Source organism: Streptomyces sp. CA-288835, from assembly GCF_050936385.1.
Taxonomy (GTDB): Bacteria; Actinomycetota; Actinomycetes; order Streptomycetales; family Streptomycetaceae; genus Streptomyces.
On sequence record NZ_JBNJMW010000001.1, the window covers coordinates 1,454,700 to 1,474,027 of the forward strand.

22 protein-coding genes and 1 pseudogene are annotated in these 19,328 nt (G+C 68.4%); 6 read left to right on the forward strand and 17 right to left on the reverse strand.

Annotated features, from left to right (window positions below):
• Positions 1-56: 56 nt before the first annotated feature.
• The 6 genes from ACQEVY_RS06655 to ACQEVY_RS06680 form a co-directional block, all read right to left on the reverse strand.
• Positions 57-1,181, reverse strand: coding sequence for a branched-chain amino acid ABC transporter permease (locus ACQEVY_RS06655; RefSeq protein WP_432945796.1), 1,125 nt, complete (start codon positions 1,179-1,181; stop codon positions 57-59).
• A gap of 118 nt (positions 1,182-1,299) precedes the next feature.
• The gene (locus tag ACQEVY_RS06660) at positions 1,300-2,160 is read right to left on the reverse strand and encodes a branched-chain amino acid ABC transporter permease (RefSeq protein ID WP_432945798.1); all 861 of its coding nucleotides are present in this window, start codon (positions 2,158-2,160) and stop codon (positions 1,300-1,302) included.
• Positions 2,157-3,065 carry an ABC transporter ATP-binding protein gene (locus ACQEVY_RS06665; RefSeq protein WP_432945800.1) on the reverse strand — a complete coding sequence of 303 codons (909 nt, stop codon included), beginning with the start codon at positions 3,063-3,065 and terminating at the stop codon, positions 2,157-2,159. Before ACQEVY_RS06665 ends, ACQEVY_RS06660 begins: the two co-directional genes overlap by 4 nt.
• The gene (locus ACQEVY_RS06670) at positions 3,062-3,835 is read right to left on the reverse strand and encodes an ABC transporter ATP-binding protein (RefSeq protein WP_432945802.1); all 774 of its coding nucleotides are present in this window, start codon (positions 3,833-3,835) and stop codon (positions 3,062-3,064) included. Before ACQEVY_RS06670 ends, ACQEVY_RS06665 begins: the two co-directional genes overlap by 4 nt.
• On the reverse strand, positions 3,832-5,025 hold the full coding sequence (locus ACQEVY_RS06675; protein ID WP_432945804.1) for an ABC transporter substrate-binding protein: 1,194 nt from the start codon (positions 5,023-5,025) through the stop codon (positions 3,832-3,834). Before ACQEVY_RS06675 ends, ACQEVY_RS06670 begins: the two co-directional genes overlap by 4 nt.
• 369 nt (positions 5,026-5,394) lie before the next feature.
• Entirely contained in the window at positions 5,395-6,027 is a 633-nt protein-coding gene (locus tag ACQEVY_RS06680) for a TetR/AcrR family transcriptional regulator (protein ID WP_432945806.1), read from the reverse strand.
• A 223-nt stretch (positions 6,028-6,250) separates the two neighbouring features.
• Here ACQEVY_RS06680 and ACQEVY_RS06685 point away from each other — a divergent pair, with 223 nt between their 5' ends.
• Positions 6,251-7,114, forward strand: a complete 864-nt coding sequence (locus tag ACQEVY_RS06685; RefSeq protein WP_432945808.1) for an MBL fold metallo-hydrolase — start codon at positions 6,251-6,253, stop codon at positions 7,112-7,114.
• Positions 7,115-7,237: 123 nt separating this feature from the next.
• Here the strand turns inward: ACQEVY_RS06685 and ACQEVY_RS06690 are convergent, their stop codons facing one another.
• The 4 genes from ACQEVY_RS06690 to ACQEVY_RS06705 all read right to left on the reverse strand — a co-directional run bounded on the left by ACQEVY_RS06690 (position 7,238) and on the right by ACQEVY_RS06705 (position 10,601).
• Entirely contained in the window at positions 7,238-7,711 is a 474-nt protein-coding gene (locus tag ACQEVY_RS06690; protein ID WP_432955097.1) for a winged helix-turn-helix transcriptional regulator, read from the reverse strand.
• Positions 7,712-7,927: 216 nt separating this feature from the next.
• Complete coding sequence (locus tag ACQEVY_RS06695; RefSeq protein ID WP_432945810.1) at positions 7,928-8,800, reverse strand: alpha/beta fold hydrolase; 873 nt, start codon at positions 8,798-8,800, stop codon at positions 7,928-7,930.
• Positions 8,801-9,179: 379 nt separating this feature from the next.
• Positions 9,180-9,422 carry a hypothetical protein gene (locus ACQEVY_RS06700; RefSeq protein WP_432945812.1) on the reverse strand — a complete coding sequence of 81 codons (243 nt, stop codon included), beginning with the start codon at positions 9,420-9,422 and terminating at the stop codon, positions 9,180-9,182.
• A 363-nt stretch (positions 9,423-9,785) separates the two neighbouring features.
• Positions 9,786-10,601 (reverse strand): oxidoreductase, encoded by an 816-nt coding sequence (locus ACQEVY_RS06705; protein WP_432945814.1) that lies wholly within the window; start codon positions 10,599-10,601, stop codon positions 9,786-9,788.
• Positions 10,602-10,788: 187 nt separating this feature from the next.
• Between ACQEVY_RS06705 and ACQEVY_RS06710 the strand changes: the two genes are divergently transcribed.
• Positions 10,789-10,938, forward strand: coding sequence for a hypothetical protein (locus ACQEVY_RS06710; RefSeq protein ID WP_432945816.1), 150 nt, complete (start codon positions 10,789-10,791; stop codon positions 10,936-10,938).
• A 5-nt stretch (positions 10,939-10,943) separates the two neighbouring features.
• On the opposite strand, the gene ACQEVY_RS06715 is transcribed toward ACQEVY_RS06710, so the two are convergent.
• The 3 genes from ACQEVY_RS06715 to ACQEVY_RS06725 all read right to left on the reverse strand — a co-directional run bounded on the left by ACQEVY_RS06715 (position 10,944) and on the right by ACQEVY_RS06725 (position 12,456).
• Positions 10,944-11,180: a hypothetical protein gene (locus ACQEVY_RS06715; protein ID WP_432945818.1), complete on the reverse strand. Its 237-nt coding sequence runs from the start codon at positions 11,178-11,180 to the stop codon at positions 10,944-10,946.
• 20 nt (positions 11,181-11,200) lie between these two features.
• On the reverse strand, positions 11,201-11,791 hold the full coding sequence (locus ACQEVY_RS06720) for a TetR/AcrR family transcriptional regulator (protein ID WP_432945820.1): 591 nt from the start codon (positions 11,789-11,791) through the stop codon (positions 11,201-11,203).
• Between the two features lie 164 nt (positions 11,792-11,955).
• A complete protein-coding gene (locus ACQEVY_RS06725; RefSeq protein ID WP_432945822.1) occupies positions 11,956-12,456 on the reverse strand; it encodes a PaaI family thioesterase in 501 nt (166 codons plus the stop codon).
• 103 nt (positions 12,457-12,559) lie between these two features.
• Between ACQEVY_RS06725 and ACQEVY_RS06730 the strand changes: the two genes are divergently transcribed.
• On the forward strand, positions 12,560-13,027 hold the full coding sequence (locus ACQEVY_RS06730) for a winged helix-turn-helix transcriptional regulator (protein ID WP_432945825.1): 468 nt from the start codon (positions 12,560-12,562) through the stop codon (positions 13,025-13,027).
• A 245-nt stretch (positions 13,028-13,272) separates the two neighbouring features.
• Here ACQEVY_RS06730 and ACQEVY_RS06735 read toward each other — a convergent pair whose 3' ends face one another.
• The 3 genes from ACQEVY_RS06735 to ACQEVY_RS06745 all read right to left on the reverse strand — a co-directional run bounded on the left by ACQEVY_RS06735 (position 13,273) and on the right by ACQEVY_RS06745 (position 16,499).
• Positions 13,273-14,190 carry an alpha/beta hydrolase gene (locus ACQEVY_RS06735; protein WP_432945827.1) on the reverse strand — a complete coding sequence of 306 codons (918 nt, stop codon included), beginning with the start codon at positions 14,188-14,190 and terminating at the stop codon, positions 13,273-13,275.
• A gap of 111 nt (positions 14,191-14,301) precedes the next feature.
• Positions 14,302-15,363, reverse strand: coding sequence for an alkene reductase (locus ACQEVY_RS06740; protein ID WP_432945829.1), 1,062 nt, complete (start codon positions 15,361-15,363; stop codon positions 14,302-14,304).
• Between the two features lie 344 nt (positions 15,364-15,707).
• Entirely contained in the window at positions 15,708-16,499 is a 792-nt protein-coding gene (locus ACQEVY_RS06745) for an SDR family NAD(P)-dependent oxidoreductase (RefSeq protein WP_432945831.1), read from the reverse strand.
• Between the two features lie 351 nt (positions 16,500-16,850).
• Here ACQEVY_RS06745 and ACQEVY_RS06750 point away from each other — a divergent pair, with 351 nt between their 5' ends.
• A complete protein-coding gene (locus ACQEVY_RS06750; RefSeq protein ID WP_432945833.1) occupies positions 16,851-17,417 on the forward strand; it encodes a TetR/AcrR family transcriptional regulator in 567 nt (188 codons plus the stop codon).
• Positions 17,418-17,521: 104 nt separating this feature from the next.
• Positions 17,522-17,778 (forward strand): annotated as a pseudogene (locus ACQEVY_RS06755) (transposase); the annotation flags it as partial.
• An 11-nt stretch (positions 17,779-17,789) separates the two neighbouring features.
• Here the strand turns inward: ACQEVY_RS06755 and ACQEVY_RS06760 are convergent.
• Positions 17,790-18,149, reverse strand: a complete 360-nt coding sequence (locus ACQEVY_RS06760) for a DUF6463 family protein (RefSeq protein ID WP_432945835.1) — start codon at positions 18,147-18,149, stop codon at positions 17,790-17,792.
• 132 nt (positions 18,150-18,281) lie between these two features.
• Between ACQEVY_RS06760 and ACQEVY_RS06765 the strand changes: the two genes are divergently transcribed.
• Positions 18,282-19,172 carry a DUF1963 domain-containing protein gene (locus tag ACQEVY_RS06765; RefSeq protein ID WP_432945837.1) on the forward strand — a complete coding sequence of 297 codons (891 nt, stop codon included), beginning with the start codon at positions 18,282-18,284 and terminating at the stop codon, positions 19,170-19,172.
• Positions 19,173-19,328: the final 156 nt, after the last annotated feature.

Here is a 19,328-nt window from a genome sequence, read left to right on the forward strand (position 1 = left end):
ATATCGCAGCGTCTTGGACGATCGACCAGCAAGGTGCGGTCGTGCGGTCGCTCCAATCAGGCCCGCTCGGCGGTCCCAGTTCCCGCACGTACGCGTCCCGCGATACGGCGCTGCCACGCGTCGCGCAGTGCGGGGACGATGCCGCGCGGCAGGAACAGCACAACGAGGATGAGAAGGCCCGCGTACACGGCGTAGTTGAGGATGCTGGGGGCGCTGGCGGGCATGCCCGGCCTGGAGCCCAGGTCGTTGAGGAACTGCACGATCAGGGTGATCGCGGTGGCACCCAGGAGCGCGCCCCAGATCGTGCCGAGCCCGCCGACGACGGCCATCACCAGGAACTGGATGGACAGCAGGACCGGGAACGACCCCGGATTGATGTAGCCGATGAAGAAGGCGTAGATCCCTCCGGCGAGTCCGGCGAACGCGGCGGCCAGGGTGAACACAGCGAGTTTGTAGCGGGCCACCGGCACTCCGCTGGCGCTCGCCGCCGTCTCGCTGGTGGCCAGCGCGCGCAGTCCGCGGCCGGCCCGTGAGGTGACGACGTTACGGGCGACCAGGACGGTGACGGCAACGGCAGCCCAGGCCAGGTAGGCGTAGTGGATGTCCTCGCCGAGTTCCGTACCTCCGGCGGACAGTCGCGGGATGCCCTGCAGACCGACCGAACCACCGGCCCAGTCCGCCTCGCCGAGCAGGGAGATGAGGATGAGCTGCAGGGCGATGGTGGCGAAGGCCAGGTGGTGCCCTCGCAGCCGCAGCAGCGGTCCGCCGATGGCGGCGGCGAACAGGGCGGCGATCAGTGGTGCCGCGGCCAGCGCCAGCAGCGGCGGTGTGCCGTGGACGCTCAGCAGGCCGGCCGCGTAAGCGCCGATGGCGTAGAACGACGCCTGTCCGATGGAGACCTGGCCCGCGTAGCCCATGAGCAGGCTCAGCCCGACGGTGACCATCGCGGACAGGGCGAGCAGGATGTACACCGAGAGCTGACTGCCGGTCAGTATCGGAGGCAGGGCGAGGGTCACGGCCACCGCCGCGCCTGCGGCGACGAGGCCGGCCCGCCTTCCCCGGCCGGCGAAACGGGCGCCGAGGGGCCCTCGGGCGTCCGACGACCCGGTGTCCCCCGTGCCGCCCGCGCCGCCGGGAGGCTGGGAGGCGGCCCGTTCACGGCCGGAGGTGACGGCGCTCATATCGTGCTGCCTTTCTGGTGCGGCGGATACGGATCGAGCACGGAACGGGTGCGCCGTGCGGACGTACGCCCGGTGTACGCGGAGGGCAGCGGGCGTCCCACAAAGGACTGATGAGGCGTCATCCCGCCTCCGCCACGACGCTGTGGGTGCGGGCCGCCTGCCCGATCATCAGCGCCAGGACCAGCCCCAGCGCCACCACGGTCTGGTACGTGGCGCTTCCATAGCCCGCGACCATCGCTTCGGCCACTCCGAGGAACAGCGCACCGGCCAGGGTGCGGCCGATGTGATGCATGGACCCGACGACCGCCGCCGCGAAACCGTTGATGATCAGCGCCACGTCGGAGTCGAAGGCCATCGAGTTCATGGGCGCCAGCAGAACGCCGGCCAGGCCGCCGAGAGCGCCGCCGATGGCGAAGGCGATCAGCCCCATGCGGGTGACGGAGATCCCGACGACACGGGCCGCGTACGGGTTGGAGGAGCATGCGGAGAGGGCCTTGCCGGCGTCGGTACGGCCGAACAGCGCGGCCAGCGCGGCGAATACGGCCGCGGTAACGCCGATGATGAGCAGGTAGTGGGTCTGGATACGGGCGCCGAACACGGTCACGGCGCCGGAGAGCCCCTCGGAGGACCGGCCCTGGTCCCCCCAGAGCATGACCTCCACGGCGTACGCCAGAATACCAAGGCCCAGGGTGACCATCAGCGCGGCCTGCGGCGAGGTGCCCCTCCGACCGATGGCGATCACGCCGACGAGTAGTCCCACGACGGCGGCGACGGCGACCCCGAGCAGTTCGGCGAGCCCGTGCGGGAGGCCGGTGTCGAGGAGCGAGATGGCGGTCAGCGCCCCGACGACGGCGAAGGTGCCCTGAGCGAAGTTGACCACCCGCGTCACCCGGTGGATGAGCACCAGGCCGCTGCCGATCAGCGCGATGCCGCAGCCGGTGCCCAGTCCGGTGATGAGGTAGACGAGGAAGTCGCTCATTCCGCCTCCCGTGTCGCGGCCTGCGCGGCTTGGACGGCGGTGTCCTGGTTGCCCCGGGCGGTCTTGGCAGTGCCGGGCGTGGGCGCGGTGTCGGCCGTGGCCCGGTCGTCGGGACCTGGGGCGTCCGGGCCGGGGCCATCCGCGCGTGGGGCGTCCGGGTCCGGGTCGTCCTGAGCGTCCGGAGGGCTCGGGAGTGCCTGGGCCTCGCCGAGGTAGGCCCGGGCGATGTCGGGGCTGGCGGCCAGGTCGGCGCTGCCGCCCTCGGCGGCGATTCGTCCCGCTTCCAGGACGTAGGCGCGGCTGCACAGGTCCAGGGCGAGCCGCGCGTTCTGCTCAATGAGCACAACGGCCGTGCCCTGCTCCCGGTTGAGCTCGGTCAGGTGCTCGGCGAGGTCGGCGACGATGAGGGGCGCGAGGCCCAGGGACAGCTCGTCGATCACGAGGACCTCCGGCCGGCTCATCAGGGCGCGTCCGACGGCGACCATCTGCTGCTGGCCTCCCGACAGCCCGCCCGCCTTCCGGTCGCGTACCCGCACCAGGCCCGGGAGGAGCTCGTACACCCATGAGGTGTCACGCTGCTTACGACGGCTCTTGCCGCGGCCGGGCAACTGCCAGGCACCAAGGCGCAGATTGTCGTCGACGGTGAGGTCGCCGAACATCTGCCGCCCCTCGGGCACCTGGGCGATCCTGGCCCGTACCACCACGCTGCCGGAGGCCGGTGTCAGTACCCCCGTCAGGGTGTTGACCAGGGTGGACTTGCCGGCCCCGTTGGGCCCGACGAGGGCGACCATCTCACCGGGCGCGACCCGCAGCGAGACGTTGTCGAGGGCGGTCGCCGCGCCGTAGCGGACCACCAGGTCGCGTACCTCGACGACATCGCTTTGGGTTGGTTGCGAGGCGTTCATGCGGCCGCCTCCGTGCCCAGATACGCGGTGACGACCCGCGGATCGGTACGTATCTCATCCGGTGTGCCCTCGGCGATGACCTTGCCCAGGTCGAGGACGGTGACGCGGTCGGCGAGGCGGCCGACGAGGGCGACGTCGTGTTCGACGAGCATGATGGTGAGTCCGTCCGCACGCAGTTGCTCGATGAGGTCGGCGAGCCGGTCCCGCTCCGCGGCCCGCAGGCCGGAGGCGGGTTCGTCGAGGAGCAGCAGGGTGGGTTCCCCGCACAGGGCGCGGGCGACCTGGAGCGCGCGCTGTTGCCCGAGCGGCAGCAGCTCCGCGGGGCGGTCCGCCCAGGCCTCGAGCCCGACCCGCCGTACCGCCTCGCGTGCCCGCTCGGCGATCAGGCGTTCCTCCCGGCGGTGGCGCGGCAGCCGGAGCGCGGCTGCCGCGAACCCGGCGCCGGTGGTGGCGTGGGCGCCGACCATCGCGTTCTCCAGCACACTCATCCCGTGGAAGACGCGGGCGCCCTGGAAGACGATGGCGATCCCCAGGCGGGCTCTGCGGTGGGGCGGCAGCCGGTCGATGCGTCGCCCGTCGAGTCGGATCTCGCCCCGCTCGGCGGGCAGTTGACCGCTGACCAGGTTGAACAGGGTCGACTTACCCGCCCCGTTGGGACCGATGATTCCGACGGTGCTCCCACGTTCTACCGTCAGGTCGACGTCGTCCACGGCGTACACCCCGCCGAACGACCGTGACAAGCCGCTCACTTGGAGCAGGGGCTCGGTCACCTGGCCACCTTCTCCAACTCGCTCTTGGACCAGACGGTCGGAACGAACTTGCCGTCGGTGACGGCGTTGACCGAGATGTAGTCGGGTGACAGGCCCGAGTGGTCCTTCTCGCTGTAGCGGTAGGTGCCGTTCGGGGTGGTGAGCGTCAGCTCCTCCATCGCCTGCCGGATCTTCTCGTGGTCGGTGCTCTTCGCCTTCTCGACGGCGGCGGCCAGCAGTTGGACCCCGGTGTATCCGTCCTGCGCGAACTGCGGCGGCGGGTAGCTGTACTTCTGCGTAAACGGCTTGTTGACGGCCTCGATGGCCTTCTTCTGCGCTCCGTCCGGAAGCGTGTCGCCGACCAGGCCGATGGAACCGGCGACGATGGCGCCCTCGGCGGCCTTGCCGGCCGGGTCGAGCCACAGCTTGCTGGCCTGGGAGCCGGTGAAGGAGATCGGGACGTCCAGTCCCGAGGCGGCGTACTGCTTGGTGAGGACGACGGACGCGGGGCCGGTCATCCACACCGCGAGCGCCTGGGCGTCGGTGCCCTTGACGTGCGTGAAGACGGCGCTGAAGTCGGACGCGGTGCTCTGGATCTCCTCGGTGGCGACGACCTTGATGCCGTACTCCCCGGCCTTCGCCTTCATCGCCTTGTAGCCGGCGGTCGGATACGCGGTTTTGGTGTCGTAGGCCACGGCCAGCTTGGTGACGCCCTCCGACTTGTAGTACTGCAACAGCCGCTCGGCGTAGTCGGAGGCCAGGGCCGGTACGACGAAGACGTACGGATGGACGGGCGCCACCTGCTCGTCGGCCGGACTCAGGGATATGTACGGGACCTCCGCCCGGTCCACCGCGGGCAGCGTGGCCAGCGCCGACCCTGCGGACGGTGAGCCGAGGACCGCGGTCACGCCCTGGTCCTTGAATGCGTTGAAGGCCAGTACGGACTGGTCGGGCAGGCTCTTGTCGTCCTTGACCGTCAGTTCCAGCTTCCGTCCGAGGACCCCACCGTCCTTGTTGATCTGCTCGACCGCCAGCTCCGCGGCCTTACGGCCCTCGGTACCGAGGGTCTGGAGCTGACCGGTGAGCGAGGTGATCATGCCGATCTCGATCGGTCCGTCATCGGCGGAGGACGCGGACGAACCACCTCCGCACGCTGTGACGGTGAGCGCCAGACCGATGGTGAGAGCGGCAATGGGCGTACGAGGGCGCACGGGAACCTCCCGGATACGGAGCGGGAACGGCACGGGGGAAGAGGCACACGCACCCGGAGGAGACGCGGCGCGCACCAAAACGATGCAAGAAGAGTCGCTTTGCGGGCCTTTGCGGCTTGCGACCCGATCGACGGGTTGAACATAAGCCGCGGCCACATGACCGTCAACACTTCAAGCAAAAATTCCTGGACTCAAGTCCAATTCTGCTCTCAGGTCCGCCGATCACCAGGACGAGACGGAGGCGCCGCAGGGCCGACAGCGAACCGGGCGAGGCCACCGCCCGTCATCGGCGGGACACCGGCGGACTGACCGCCTGCGGGAGCTGCGGCCATGACGTCCCCGCGGCACTCCCCCACCCCTCCGCGCAGGTCACGGTCGCGCGAGGATGCCCAGCAGGATGATGTCGAGCGCCCCATCGAGGCGCCCGGGCAGGTCGAACGGCGCCGGCTCCTCGCGGATCCAGCGCAGGACCGAGGAGAAATAGCAGGACGCGAGCAGAGCGCCGGCCTGCTCAGGGTCGACCTGCGACCGGATCTCTCCGCGCTGCCGCCCCTCCTCGACGATCTTCGCGAGTTCGGTTTCCAGGGAGGGGTCCTGCAGCAGGCGACCGAACCGTGCGGAGGCGTCCATCAGGACAGTGGTCTCCGCACGGGAGGCGACGTTGAGGTCGGCCATCTCCCCCAAGTAGCGGCGCAGCCGGTCACCGACCGGCAGGTCCTCGGCGTGCTCCTGGCCGAGGATGGCCGCGACCCGGGCCCGGCGGCGGACGCCCCACTCCTCCAGAAAGCCGACCTTCTGTGAGAAGTGGTTGAAGACGGTGGCCCGGGCGACGTCGGCGGACTCGGCGATCTGCTCCATGGTCGTCGCCTCGTATCCCTGGGCGACGAACAACTCCACCGCGGCGCCGTAGAGCTGGTCGCGCACCTGCTGTCGCTTCCGCTCGCGGCGCCCGAGGGGCGGGGTGCCGTGTGCGGGTGCGCCTCCCGCCTCAGAGATCGTCATGGGCCCAGTACAGCACAGGCATACGCAGGTATTGACCTCCCCGAGCCACCTCTTTAGATTACGCCCCATGAATGGACTCAAGTCCATCAATAGATCTCAGTCTCGATTTTTCTGCTTCGGGACATGGACAGGAGGCAGCGTGGCTTCCGTACTTTCCCCAGCCGGCCGGATCGACCTCGGCCATGGCTGTCATGCGTGGGTACCGGGTGCGTCCGGATGGGGAATGAGCAACGCCGGGCTGGTCACCGGCCGGGGCGAGTCCCTGCTCGTCGACACCCTCTACGACCTGCGCCTCACCCGGGCCATGCTCGACGGGCTGGCGCCGGTGACCGACGCCGCGCCCGTCGCGACCGTGGTCAACACCCATGGCAACGGCGACCACTGGTTCGGCAACCAGCTCGTGGCCCACGCCGAGATCATCGCGGCCCGTGGCTCGCTGACCGACATGCGGCAGGTGGGCCCGGCCGAGATGCGGGCACTGACCGGCGCGGACACTGCCGCGGGACGGTTCGCCCGCCGGATCTTCGGCCGCTTCGACTACTCCGGCATACAGCCCGTGCTCCCCCACCGGGTGTTCGACGGCGAGACGGTCCTCGACATCGGCGGGACGGAGGTCCGTCTGATCGACGTGGGCCCCGCACACAGCGCCGGGGACACGATCGTCCACGTACCGCGTGCGCGGACCGTCTACACCGGAGACATCGTCTTCGCCGGCTCCACACCGGTCATATGGCACGGCCCGTTCGCCAACTGGCTCACCGCCTGCGACCTTCTCCTCAGCCTCGACGTGGACACCATCGTGCCCGGTCACGGCCCGGTCACCACAAAGGAGGCAGTCCGCACCGTCCGCGACTACCTGTCGTACGTCCACGAACAGGCCACCGCCCGCTTCAACACCGGGATGCCCGCCGAGGCAGCCGCACATGACATCAACCTCGGACGCTTCGCCGACCTCGACGAGAGCGAACGCCTAGCCGTAAACGTGCACACCGTCTACCGCGAGCTCGACCCCTCGCTGCCTCCGCTCAACGGCCCCCAACTCTTCGGCCGCATGGCCGACTTCGCCTGCCCCTGCCCCGGCCTCTGAGCTACGTCAGGCGCCTCTGGTACTCCATGTCCCGCGGCGGAAACCGCACCAAGGTCCGCCCCCATCAGGCGCGTACACGACAGAGCGGCCGGATTACGGAAAGCCGACGGAGGAGTCCTCAGCTCACTCGGGCGACCTCATTCGAAAGGCGGGGCCGGGGACGCTCTCTATGTCCTTCGCTTGCACCGGGTGGCCTTGCTCGCAGCGAATCTCGACGCCGACGTACGCGCCGCACTCACGGTGTCGCGCCAGTACCGCCGGGCCCTCCGGGTCGGCGCGGTAGCGGTCGCCCCACTGCAGCAGCCCCATCACGGCCGGCACCAGATCCATGCCCTTGGGGGTGATCACATACTTCGGCCGACTCCGCGAACCGGGCTCCTTGTACGTCTCGGTCGCCAGGATCCCTTCCTCCACCAGCATCTTGAGCCGCGCCGCAAGGAGGTTGCGAGGACAGCCGAGGACCCGTTCGATGTCGCTGAACCGGTGCGAGCCGTACCAGATCTCGCGCAGGATCAGGATCGTCCACTTCTCACCCACGATCTCAAGAGTCCGCGCGATCGAGCAGTTGGACGTGTCCCGGTCGAGTCGGGGGTCCATGCCGGTGTCTTCGAGTATTTCGGTCCACGCATCCATGGGAGCGATGGTAACCGTTTGAGTTTACTTTGAGATACTCAGCCTTCGGTGCCCCGATCGGCCACTCGACCTGGCCGCACACAAGAAGCATATTGAGCCGAGCGTTGACGGGCGCCAACCACCCTGGCCAGAGAAGCTTTCATCGCCCCCTTCCTACGCGCCGCCCGTCCCCGAAAGCCACTACCGCTCAAGGAAGTTGAGGGCTTCCGTCACGAACTGCTCGTGGAACTGGAAGATGCCTCCGTGGCCGGCGTCGGGGTAGACGACCACGTCGGCGTTCGGCAGTCGCCGGGCCAGTTCGAACGAGTTCTTCGTCGGCACCATCCTGTCGCTCTCACCGTTGGCGACGAGCACGGGCTGATGGATGACGGAGAGGTCCTGGGGCTGCGCGAGCCCCCAGCGGTGGATGGCCTTGAGCTGGGCGAAGTACGACGTGAGGGAGATCGCCTTGTCCCGGTCGTGGGTGCGCTCCTTGAGACGGGCCAGGAACTGCTTTCCGGCTCGGCGCCCGTTCGCGGTGCGGGTGAAGAAGAGGAACTGCTTCGGGTCCTGGAGGGTGAACAGGCCCCGGACGGTGTCGAGATGGGACAGTCGAGTCACATTCTTGATGCCCTCGCCGCCCGCGGGGCCGGTGCCCGTGAGGATCAGTTTGCGGACAAGCTGCGGTTCGTCCTGCGCGATCACCTGGGCGATCATGCCGCCCATCGAGAAGCCGTGAATGTCGACCTGCTCGAGCCCGAGCCCGAGTCCGCGGATGAAGGTGACGGCATCCTTCGCCATCTCCTCGATGGTCTTCGGGGTCGAGCCGCTGGAAGCGCCGACACCTCTGTTGTCGAAGGTGATGACGCGATGCCTGGCGGCGATGCCGTCGACGACCCGGGGGTCCCAGTTGTCGAGGACCGCGGCAAGGTGGTTGATGAAGATCACCGGGACGCCGGTCCGGGGACCGAGGTCGCGGTAGGCGAAGGTCACTCCCCCGGCGGTGAGGGTGCGGGTCGATGCGTTCTTGTACGACCTCACCGCGTCGCCTCGTACTCCCTGTGCGTCATTCATGGCCGTGCCCTTCCGCATGGGGGTTTCTGGACTGCGACTGCAGTCAGAGTCAGTTCGGTCGACGGCAGAAGGCCCACAGGAGTCGGAACCCTGCTCGGTTGAGTTCTTCAGCATCACGTCGACTATTGAAGTATGATCGTAATTCTATGTGGCCGCAAGAGATGCGCCACAGACGATGACAGCGAGGCCGCGACAGCGAATCGGTTCCGCCGGAAGTCAGCCGGGGCTTGCGCCCCGGCTGCCGTCCTGGGCGAGTCAGCGCACCGATCGGCAGGGCTTCGGTGGGCACTGGCGCGAGAGCGGCGTCGGTCAGCCACGGGGTCGCCGATCCGCCCGAGACCGGAACGGACCAGATGACGCCCTTCAGGCTGTCGGCGATTTAGAGGGTGCGTCCGGCCGCATCGATGGCCAGCCCATTGGGGCCCGAGTCGGCGGGCAGAGCGGCGATGCGCTGAGGGCTGCCGCCCGGACCAATCGCGTATACGCCATTCCTGGCCGCGTTGCCCGGGGCCCACACGCTGTAGTAGACGGTGCCGTCACTGCCACGGGTGTTGCCGCTGATCGCCTCACCCACCTGCCCGGTGACGAGCACAGTGCGTTGCCCGGACGCGGAGATACGCATCAGTTGCGGCCCATGGATGCGCTCGCACACCGCGCAACTGCCGAGCATATGTCCCGAAGGTCTCGTCCCTGCGGACGCGGACGGCGCCGACCCCAGGACAGCCGCCGTCGCGGTGACCGCCAGCGCGACTGTGGCGTTCTTCAGAAAACGCCGTGCGCCCGATGGACTGCGCTGGGCCGTTTGCTGGCGCTGCTACTGCATGACTCTCCTCGGCAAATCAACGAGTGACTGATCAACGAACTTTCGGCGGCATCAGAGATGTCGGAGGCACCAGCAATGCCGGACACAGCGGAGACATCAGCGATGTCGGGCGCAGCGGAGACATCCGGACGGAGCCGGCGCCCTTGAAGCCGGACCGGGACGTCAGCCGGGCAGGCGGTTGGTCTTGCGGATCTGCTTGTCGAACGTTCCGGCGGGGACGAGACGGCGCGCCGCGCTGACGCGCGAGGCCAGCGGGCCGGCGGTGTAACGCAGCTTCGGCTTCTTGTCGGTGGCCGCGGTGACGATCACTTTGGCGACGACGGCGGGGGCGTCGCCGTCCTTCATCGCCTGCGCGATCATCACGTCGAAGTCGCGCCGACGCTGCGCGTACAGCGGCAGTGGGGTGTCGGGCTGTGCGGCGTTGGTGTCGAAGCTGGTCTTGGTGTAGGCGGGCTGGACGAGGAGGACCCGGATGCCGTGCTCGCGGACCTCGTGGTCCAGGGACTCGGAGTAGCCCTCGATGGCGTGCTTCGACGCGACGTAGAGAGCCATGAAGGGCTGGGGGGCGACCCCGAGGACGGACGAGATGTTGATGACGCGTCCACTGCCCTGCGCGCGCATGTGCGGCAGAACGGCTTTCGTCATACGAATGACACCGAGGACGTTGATGTTCAGGACGCTCTGGGCCTGGGCGACGGAGTTCTCCTCGACGGCGCCCGCCGAGCCGATACCGGCGTTGTTGACCAGGACGTCGATGCGCCCGAACTTCGCGATCACCTCCGCGACCGCGGCAGTGGCCGAGTCGTCACTGCCCACGTCGAGATCGAGGTACGTCACACCGGCGGGCGGGGTGAGCCCGGAGGTCCTCCGGCCGGTGCCGATCACCTCGAACCCCGCCGCGACGAAGGCACGGGCCGCCTCCTTGCCAATCCCCGATGAGGCACCTGTCACGAGTGCCACCGGCCGAGTTGTCGCCATCACGAGCTCCCTTAGCTTTGAATTACGTTCGTAAGCCTTACGTTCGTACGACCATAGGGGGGTCGTCGGTCGATGGCAAGGGGTCACGTCCGGCGATCCGAGAGAGATCCGGGAAACGTGGGTGCGGTACGGGGAAGAAAGTGCGGTGGGCATCCTGACTTGAAGTCGCAGCGCCACCATGATGTTCATGCCTCTGTCGAGCCACACCGCGCGGGTACCGGACGGCGGCGGCACGCTAGAGAAGAGCCAGCCCGGGGGCGGCAAGGAACAGGTCGAGCCCGTGCCGTCCGGCACCCTCGACGCTACGGCCGCGAACCGCGCGTCTGGGATCGATTGAACAAGTCAGGAACGGTAGGGCAGCACGCCGATCAAGCTCGACGACTCCGGAGACGTCCCAGCCAAAGACGGGGGCAGACGGTCAACGCTCATGGGCTGGGCGCGGTTCCACCGGTCGGTCGGGTTGACGCCGACCGCGCGGACGGCGACCAGGATCTCATTCACGCCCGACACGGGCCTGGGAAGTTCGATCTCCTTGAGTACCTCGGGTGAACCGTGGGTGTCCTGGCGGATGGCGCGCACGGTGGCGGTACTGGGGTTCGTCAGACGCGCTGCCCGGCGTCCAGCAGGGCGAGGGCGTTGCTGACCCCCTGATCGAGGAGCTCTTCGGCGAGTTGACTGTCAGTCAAAGCGCGGGAAAGCTGCAGTGTCCCGGCCATCAGACCGAGAAGGCTGAGTGCCTTCACACGTGCGGAAGACGGGTCCTCGGGCGTCATGCGGGCGGCAATGCCCTCGACGAGGACCAGCACGCCGTCGGTGTACGCCTGCCTGGTTGTGTCGGTGCAGCGCCCGATCTCGTCGAGCAGCGCGGCGTTGGGGCAGCCGTCGCCAAGGCTCTCGCGATGCTGGGGCGACAGGTACCCGCGCACAATCTGCTCGAGTCCGGCACGGCCAGGCGCAGCCCGCGCGACGACATCCTCGGCCTGCACCTTCAACTGCTCGGCGATTGCCGTGGCGACGAGGTCATCCTTGGATTCGAAGTGAGCGTAGAAGGCCCCATTGGTCAGCCCCGCGTCCTTCATGAGCGTCGAGACCCCGGAGCCGTCGATACCGTCCTGCTTGAGCCGGCGACCCGCCGTCTCGATGATCCGCCGCCTCGTCTCCGACTTGTGCTCTTTCCCGTACCGCACCACAGCGCACACGCTCCTTCGCCGGCCGGAAGGACCGGTTGCCCTTCCCCGACTTCACCAGCCTATGGTATTGCGAACGTAATCCAAAGAGTCGACAGCGGCAACGGTCGGCCACCTCGCCGCAATGCATTCCCTGTTGTCCCGAACCGAGGGCCCTCTCTGCGGAGTCACACCCGATGGGGAGGCACCGGGAAGAGCATGCAGCTGCTGGTGGCGTGGGCGAGGAGTCGGTCCGTCGCGTCGACCAACTGGGCTTGGGCGAGGGCGGTTTGGCGGCCCTTGCTGACGACCGTGCCGATGGCGCGCACCGTACCCGTGTCCACGGTGATCCGCCGCAGGAACTTCACCGTCAGGTCGAGCGAGGTGTACGCCATGCCCTGCGGGAGGGTCGACTGGACGGCGCAGCCCGCCGCCGAGTCGAGCAGGGTGGCGAAGATACCGCCGTGCACGCTGCCGATGGGGTTGTAGTGCTCCTCCCCCGGCGTCAGCGAGAAGACCGCCCTGCCGGGCTCCACCTCATCCAGAGCGAAGTCGAGGGTGTAGTTGATGGGCGGCGCCGGCAGCCGCCCCGCCTGCAGTTCGCGCAGGAAGTCGATGCCGGCCATGCGCCCGGCGGCCTCCGCCGAGAGCGCGGGATCGTCCCAGTTGTACGTACGCGTTCGCCCCACGGCCGGCGCCCTTCCCTCTGACTGTCAGCTGACTTTTTCAAGTGAAGCTAGGCTTTCGCCCACCTGACTGTCAATGGCGAAGCCAGGCTCGTACGATGGCGGAATGGAGTGGCTTGAGGCGAGCACGGAGAACTGCCCCGTCCAGCGCACCCTCGACGTGATCGGGGAGAAATGGACGCTGCTGATCCTGCGTGACGCCGTCAACGGAGTCCGCCGCTTCGACGACTTCCACCGCCACATCGGCCTGTCGGAAGCCGTCCTCAGCGACCGCCTCCGCAAGCTGACCTCGGCCGGCATCCTGAAGACCGTCCCCTACCAGGAGCCCGGCAGCCGCTCCCGCAACGAGTACCGCCTGACCCGCAAGGGTTGGGACCTGTGGCCCGTCCTGATGGCGCTGAGCCAGTGGGGCGAGACGTACGCCCTCGACGCCGACGGCCCCGTACTGGACGTCCGCCACACCGACTGCGACGCCCCGGTCCGCGTCGTCGTCGAGTGCTCCGCGGAACACGCCGCCCTCACTCCCCGTGACGTCACCGCCCGGCTGGGGACAGGCGCCCGCCTCCGGTCCTGAAGGTCGTGAGCCATCGGCTTCGCGGTCGCGGGCCAGACAGCGGTGAGACATCGGCTGAGTGCCGTGTACTCCGCCGCTCTCGGATCGCTTCGCCGCGCGGGACCGGACACGATCCGGGGCCGGGTCGCCGCAGGCCCCGGCGGTCGTCGCGGACCTGCGCGCCACCGCAGGCCACGTAGGCGTCCGTCCACCGTCCCCATCCGGCAGCGCGCGGATCTTGCAACTGCCGTGCCCGTACCGCTCGGTCAGATCTTCGCCTTCTCCCGGACCCACGCGCCGATCTGCGCGATGGCGGCGTCGGTCTCCGGAATCCGGCCGGCACCGTAGACGTACGAGTGCTGGCCTCCCGGGACCACCACGGTCGCCGTGTCGATTCCGGCGTCCTTGACGCGGGCGGCGAACTCCTTGTCCTCGCCGGCCAGGACCTCGTACGTTCCCCAGGAGACGAGGGTCGGGGGGAGACCGCTCAGGTCCGCCCGGTTCAGATTGATCCGGGTGTCCGTGAACTCGATGCCCGTACCGCCGATCCAGGCATCCCGGAAGAACTCCAGCAGATCCTTGCTGAGGATCTTGTCCGTCTCGGCGTTGGCCGCGATGGTCTCGTTGGCGATCTCGAGGTCGCACCAGGGGGAGATCGACACGATGGCGCCGGGCAGCAGCTGCTTCTTGTCGCGGAGGCGAAGCGCCAGGGCGACGGCGATGAACCCCCCGATCGAGTGGCCGATCGTGATGATGTTCGCCGGCTCATACCCTTCGGAGAGCAGCCAGTTGAAGGCCGCCTCCGCGTCGTCCACCTGAGCCGGGTACTTGTGTTCCGGTGCGCGCCGGAAGTCCAGGACCAGTACGGGAGCCCCGGCAGCCTTGGCGATATGGCCGGCGAGCTTTCGGTCGACGTGTGCCGACGCCAGAACGGAGCCCCCGGCGTGCGTGTGCAGGAGGACATAGTCGGTGTTGGCGTCGACGGGTTCGCACCAGATTCCCAGCACACCACCCGCGTCCACCTCCCGATAGGTGACGCCTTCCGGCTCCCGGGCCGCGAGATGGACTTGCTCCGCCTGGATGCGCGCCGCATCCAACTCGGACGGGGGCTTCTGCCCTGCGGCCAGCCACTCCGCGAATTCGGTTGCTTCCGGGCTCAGTTCAACAACAGTGTGCTCAGACACGTGGTACCTCCATGGGACAAATTGGGCGTACGGGCCCGCCAACACCGGTATGGCCGGGGCCCGCCAGGACCGGTATGGCCGGGGTTTGCCAGGCGGTGAGGGTCGGGATTGTCAGGCTGTGTGAGTGGGGTAGTCGGTGTAGCCGGCCTCACCGCCGCCGTAGAACGTGTCGGGGTCGGGGGTGTTCAGCGGTGCGCCGGTACGTACGCGCTCGACCAGATCGGGGTTGGCGAGGGCCATGGTGCCGACGGTGACGACGTCGGCCAGGCCGACTTCGATGTCCTTCGCGCGGGTGGCGATGTCGGTGCCGGCCCGGTTGAGAACCAAGGTGTTCGGCCACAACTTGCGGAGCGTGTACAGGAGTTCGTCGTCGCCGCCGTGGAGGATGTGCAGGTAGGCGAGGTTGAGCGGGGCGAGAGCACGTACAAGGGCGGGGTACAGCTCGTGAGTGTCGCTCTCGGCGATGTCGTTGTAGGGGTTGCCGGGAGAGATCCGGATGCCGGTGCGACTGGCGCCGATCTCGTCGCTCACCGCGGTGGCGACCTCGACGGTGAAGCGAATGCGGTTCTCGATGGAGCCGCCGTACTGGTCGGTGCGCTGGTTGGTGTTGGTGGCGAGGAACTGGTGCGGGAGGTAACCGTTGGCGCTGTGGATCTCGACGCCGTCGGCGCCGGCCGCGATGGCGGCCGCGGCGGCGCGGCGGTAGTCGTCGACCGTCGCGGCGACCTCCTCGGTGGACAGCTCGCGCGGTACCGGCATCTCCTGGAGGCCGGACGCGGTGAACATCTCGCCCGCCGGCTGAACGGCGGAGGGGGCGACCGGCTGCCGGTGGTGAGGGGTGTTGTCGGGGTGGGACATCCGCCCCGTGTGCATCAGCTGGATGACGATGCGTCCGTCGGCCTTGTGTACAGCGTCGGTGACCTTGCGCCAGCCGGCGATGTGGCCCTCGGAGTAGATGCCGGGAGTGAGCAGGTAGCCCTGGCCGTCGGCGTTGGGCTGGGTGCCCTCGGTGATGATGAGGGCGTGCGAGGCGCGCTGGGCGTAGTACTCGGCGTTCAGCTCGGTGGGCGCGCCGTTCGGGGTGGACCGGTTCCGGGTCAGGGGGGCCATGGCGAGTCGGTGCGGCAGGGCGATCTTCCCGACGGTGGTCGGGTTCCACAGGGCGTTCAACATGGGTGTTCCTCGCAATAAGGGGTGAGAGGGAGCTGCGGGGTGGCGGGCTGCCTGCGCCCCGCGGATAACGCGTAGGCGGTGACCAGCCGGATGGGCCGGCAACCTTCGATCGTGGAAGGCGGACTGCGTGGAGGGGCAGTCGACGGTGCTGCCGGGGTGCTGCCGTGCCGCGTACATGACCGCCAGTGCGGTGGCGGCCCCGGCTGTTCGTACGGGCGGGGGGCGGAGGACGCCGAGCGCGTCGGCCTTCCCCCACGCGGAGGACGCATCGGTCGTGTGCGGGTGCAGCAGCGGCCGTACCGTCGTCACAAAGGGGGACTCCTGCACCGGAGTCGAAGCGGCGGTCAGCCGCGGTAGCGAGCGGCCGGGACCCGCAGGGACAGGTTCGGGACGAGCGTCTGACGTGCCTTCTCGTACGACTCCCAATCGCTGATCTCCGGCAGTGACGGGATGGTGACGAGCTCCCCGGCGTCGAGGCCGGCGAGCGCCGCGTCGACGGCGTCGTCCACGCTCATGATCGCCTCGTCGGGAAACCCCGAGAGGTCGACGCCGGCGCGGTCCCAGATCTCCGTGCGGACAGCGCCCGGCAGCACGGCCTGCACGGTGACGGGGCTCTCGGCGAGTTCCTGCTGCAGGGCTTGGGTGTACGTCAGTACGTAGCCCTTGGTGCCGCTGTAGACGGAGCCACCGGGCGGGAAGTTGAGAGCCAGGGCATAGGAGATGTTCACGACGGTGCCGTGCCCGCGGGCTATCAGGCCCGGCAGGACCGCGGTGGTCAGCCTGGTCAGCGATGTCACGTTGAGGTTGATCAGCGCCGCGGAGGCCTCCGCGTCGGAGGTTGCCGCCGGCGCGAACAGCGCCGCGCCGGCGCTGTTGATCAATACGGCGATGCTCTCGTCGGTCCGCAGACGCTCCTCGACCACGGAGATCTGCGCCGCATCGGTGAGGTCGGCGGTGACGACGTCCACTGCACGGCCCGTACGGCTGCGGATGTCCGACGCCAGCGATTCCAGCCGCTCAGTGTTCCGGGCCACCAGGATCAGGTCGTAGCCGCGGTCGGCAAGCCGCTGTGCGTAGGCGGCACCCAGGCCTGCGGACGCGCCGGTGACGACGGCGGTCTTGTTCTCAGTGGTCATGGGGTGGATCTCATTTCTGGGGTGGCAGATGAGTGGGGGCCAAAGCGTCGACCCCGCTTTAGATTACGATAAGTATCTAAAATCATCCAGTCAACGGCCCCCGTGATGTCGTCAGTCACCGCCAGCGGTCGGGGACTGCTCGACGCACACGCCGAACCACGGAATTGGCGGCCGATCAGGTTCGAATGGATGCACCTCGGGCGCATGGTCGCCATGGACGGTTTCGCGTACCGCCCTCACGGCGAGCGCGCGGGCTCGGCGAACGACATCCCTACCGAGGGGCGATGCGACGCCGCCCGACACATCGCATACGATAGATGAGCTTTACTATCTAACGTGGGCAGGTGACTGATGAGTCGCGTTTCGCAAGCACAGGCGCTCGAGAACCGCAGGCGGGCGGTCGCCGCGGCCTCCCAGCTCTTCCGGGAGCGCGGCGTGAACGGCATCAGCGTCGCCGATCTGATGAAGTCCATCGGGCTGACGACGGGCGGCTTCTACAAGCAGTTCGCCTCCAAGGAGGCCCTGATCGCCGAGGCGGCTCAAGCCGCTTTCGGGGACCTTGACCAACTCCTGGCGGAGTTCGACACGGCCCACGGCGATCACGACACCGCGCGCGCCGCCCTCCTCGACTTCTACCTGTCGCCCGAGCACCGCGACCAGCCCGGCACCGGTTGCCCCACCGCGGGATTCGCAGGGGACATGGCTCGCGAGTCCACGGCTGGGGAGGTGCGAGAAACGTACGCAGCCGGGGTCGAGGAATTCGCCTCGTGGCTGTCTACCGACACCGAAGACGGCCTTCCCATGGTGGCCACTCTGGTCGGCGCGCTCCTGCTTGCCCGGGCCACGGCGGGCACAGAACTGTCGGAGAAGATCCTGGAGTCGACCCACAAAGCCCTGACCGCACCAGACGGGCCTTGACCCGGAATCCTGGATACGGGCTGTGCGACCAGGCAGTTTCGTTTGGATCAGTCGGCCGTTGGTCCAGGCATGCCGTTGACCGACGCGCAGTGGGCGCGGATCGAGGGCAAGGGCGGCCCCGCCCCAGGCCGGACCTGCTTCTGACCGACAGGCATACTCCTCCCGCGCGATCCGCGAACACCTGCGCAAGCGCGGCATCCGGGCAGTGATCCCCGTCCCCGCCGACCAGCGGAGCCACCGGCTACGTCGCGGCAGCCGGGGTGGCGGGCCACCGGCCTTCGACCGCGAGACCTACAAACAGCGCAACACCGTCGAGCGCACGATCAACCGCTTGAAACAGCGGCGAGGCATCTCCACCCGAAACACAACGACTCAGCCGCGCAGCGACCTGCGCAGCAGGAGGCCGCCGATCCCCACCAGGATAGGGAAGCCGCTCTTTGGCATGGCCGCGGTGCCCGTCACGCCGACAGCGGTCAGAACGACGCCCGCGGCGCGCTGGGCCGGGATGTCCTTGTGCTCCTCCGCGGACCGGAGCAGCCGGCCGCCCATCCACAGGGCGGGCGCAGCGGCCATGAACCAGAAGGCGGCGGCGCGATCGCCCCGGTCGGGCACGGAGTTAAGAAGGTTTCCGCGAACAATGTCGGCGAACACATCGCGGTAAATCACGGCGCCGATGGCACCGTGACCGACACCGACAACCTGGAGCCAGCGTCCTGCTGAATGTCGCTTCATGGCCTCATCGTATGGGCCGGCCTGGGCGTCCCCCCGGGGGCCGGGCCTGCAGGCTCGTGTCAGCAGGAAGTAAGTGATCCCGTTCTCTATGGCCGTGTCCGGGGCGGGAGTTGCCCCCGTACTGTTTCCGCCATGGATCTCTACGAAGCCTTTCGGACGGCGGCGATCGAGCAGGGCGTCTCGTCTGCGGATGTCGACGCGTACCTGGCGGATGGACGCCCTTGCCTACGTCTGGGGTCCGGACCCGGACCGGTCGCCGGATGGGTGGGTGGACTGCCGGTGCTTCCCGACGGTGTGGCGTGGCCGCGCGCCGACGGCAACGACCACGACGTCAAGGCCGAGCCCTTCCCGCTGGCTGTCACCATCGACTTGGCGGCCTTGCCCTGGGAGGGGTTACGGGAGGCACTGCCGTTCACGCTGCCGGCCACCGGTCTCCTGCAACTGTTCTACCTGTACTCCCAGGATCCGCGCAGTCAGCGCTGCACCGGGGAGGAGGAAGCTCTCGGTTTCGTTCGAGTGGTTCACGTTCCCGACCCGGGCCTGGCCGAGCAGCGTGCCGTTCCCGAATACGCTCATGCGGAGAAAAGGCCGGTCCCGGTACACGAGCGTGTCGAACTGCGGGCAGCACTGCGGATCGACATTCCGGGGTTCGACCCCGATTACGGCATGGAGCTGCCGGGACTGCCGGCGGACCATCCGCATGCCGCTGTCCTGAAGGACCTGACGCTGCGTTTTCTGCCGGTTGGTCCGTGGTGGGAGGGCGTCCAGGTCGGCGGCCACGCGTGGGGGGAGCAATGGGACTGCGAAGACGTGATCGCCGCGGAGTTGGCACCACCCGGGGAGGACAGTTCCAGCAAGGCCAGGCAGGAGCGTAAGCAGCAGGTGTATCGCGAGTGGCTGCCTCTGGCTCAGTTCAGCGTGCAGGACGAGAAATACACCAATGCCCGGCTGATGATCCGCCGAGAGGACCTGGCGGCGGCCCGCTTCGACCGGGTGCGTTCTTATCAGGAGTTCACCGAATGAGGCGCCGGGCGCAGCCTGCGCGGCACGGAAGAGACAATTCGATCCGGTGGCCCACCGCAGTCCACCGCCAGCAGGCGCCCTACGGCGGGCAACGAGCCATAGACATCACTTCTCGGTGGTCACATAGGTGAATCGCTCCGGGTCTGCTCGCGGATG

Coding starts and splice junctions, on each gene's coding strand:
- ACQEVY_RS06655 (WP_432945796.1), bottom strand. CDS start 1,181: ATGAGCGCCGTCACCTCCGGCCGTGAACGGGCCGCCTCCCAGCCTCCC.
- ACQEVY_RS06660 (WP_432945798.1), bottom strand. CDS start 2,160: ATGAGCGACTTCCTCGTCTACCTCATCACCGGACTGGGCACCGGCTGC.
- ACQEVY_RS06665 (WP_432945800.1), bottom strand. CDS start 3,065: ATGAACGCCTCGCAACCAACCCAAAGCGATGTCGTCGAGGTACGCGAC.
- ACQEVY_RS06680 (WP_432945806.1), bottom strand. CDS start 6,027: ATGACGATCTCTGAGGCGGGAGGCGCACCCGCACACGGCACCCCGCCC.
- ACQEVY_RS06685 (WP_432945808.1), top strand. CDS start 6,251: ATGAGCAACGCCGGGCTGGTCACCGGCCGGGGCGAGTCCCTGCTCGTC.
- ACQEVY_RS06690 (WP_432955097.1), bottom strand. CDS start 7,711: ATGGACCCCCGACTCGACCGGGACACGTCCAACTGCTCGATCGCGCGG.
- ACQEVY_RS06695 (WP_432945810.1), bottom strand. CDS start 8,800: ATGAATGACGCACAGGGAGTACGAGGCGACGCGGTGAGGTCGTACAAG.
- ACQEVY_RS06700 (WP_432945812.1), bottom strand. CDS start 9,422: ATGCGTATCTCCGCGTCCGGGCAACGCACTGTGCTCGTCACCGGGCAG.
- ACQEVY_RS06705 (WP_432945814.1), bottom strand. CDS start 10,601: ATGGCGACAACTCGGCCGGTGGCACTCGTGACAGGTGCCTCATCGGGG.
- ACQEVY_RS06710 (WP_432945816.1), top strand. CDS start 10,789: ATGCCTCTGTCGAGCCACACCGCGCGGGTACCGGACGGCGGCGGCACG.
- ACQEVY_RS06730 (WP_432945825.1), top strand. CDS start 12,560: ATGGAGTGGCTTGAGGCGAGCACGGAGAACTGCCCCGTCCAGCGCACC.
- ACQEVY_RS06740 (WP_432945829.1), bottom strand. CDS start 15,363: ATGTTGAACGCCCTGTGGAACCCGACCACCGTCGGGAAGATCGCCCTG.
- ACQEVY_RS06745 (WP_432945831.1), bottom strand. CDS start 16,499: ATGACCACTGAGAACAAGACCGCCGTCGTCACCGGCGCGTCCGCAGGC.
- ACQEVY_RS06750 (WP_432945833.1), top strand. CDS start 16,851: ATGAGTCGCGTTTCGCAAGCACAGGCGCTCGAGAACCGCAGGCGGGCG.
- ACQEVY_RS06760 (WP_432945835.1), bottom strand. CDS start 18,149: ATGAAGCGACATTCAGCAGGACGCTGGCTCCAGGTTGTCGGTGTCGGT.
- ACQEVY_RS06765 (WP_432945837.1), top strand. CDS start 18,282: ATGGATCTCTACGAAGCCTTTCGGACGGCGGCGATCGAGCAGGGCGTC.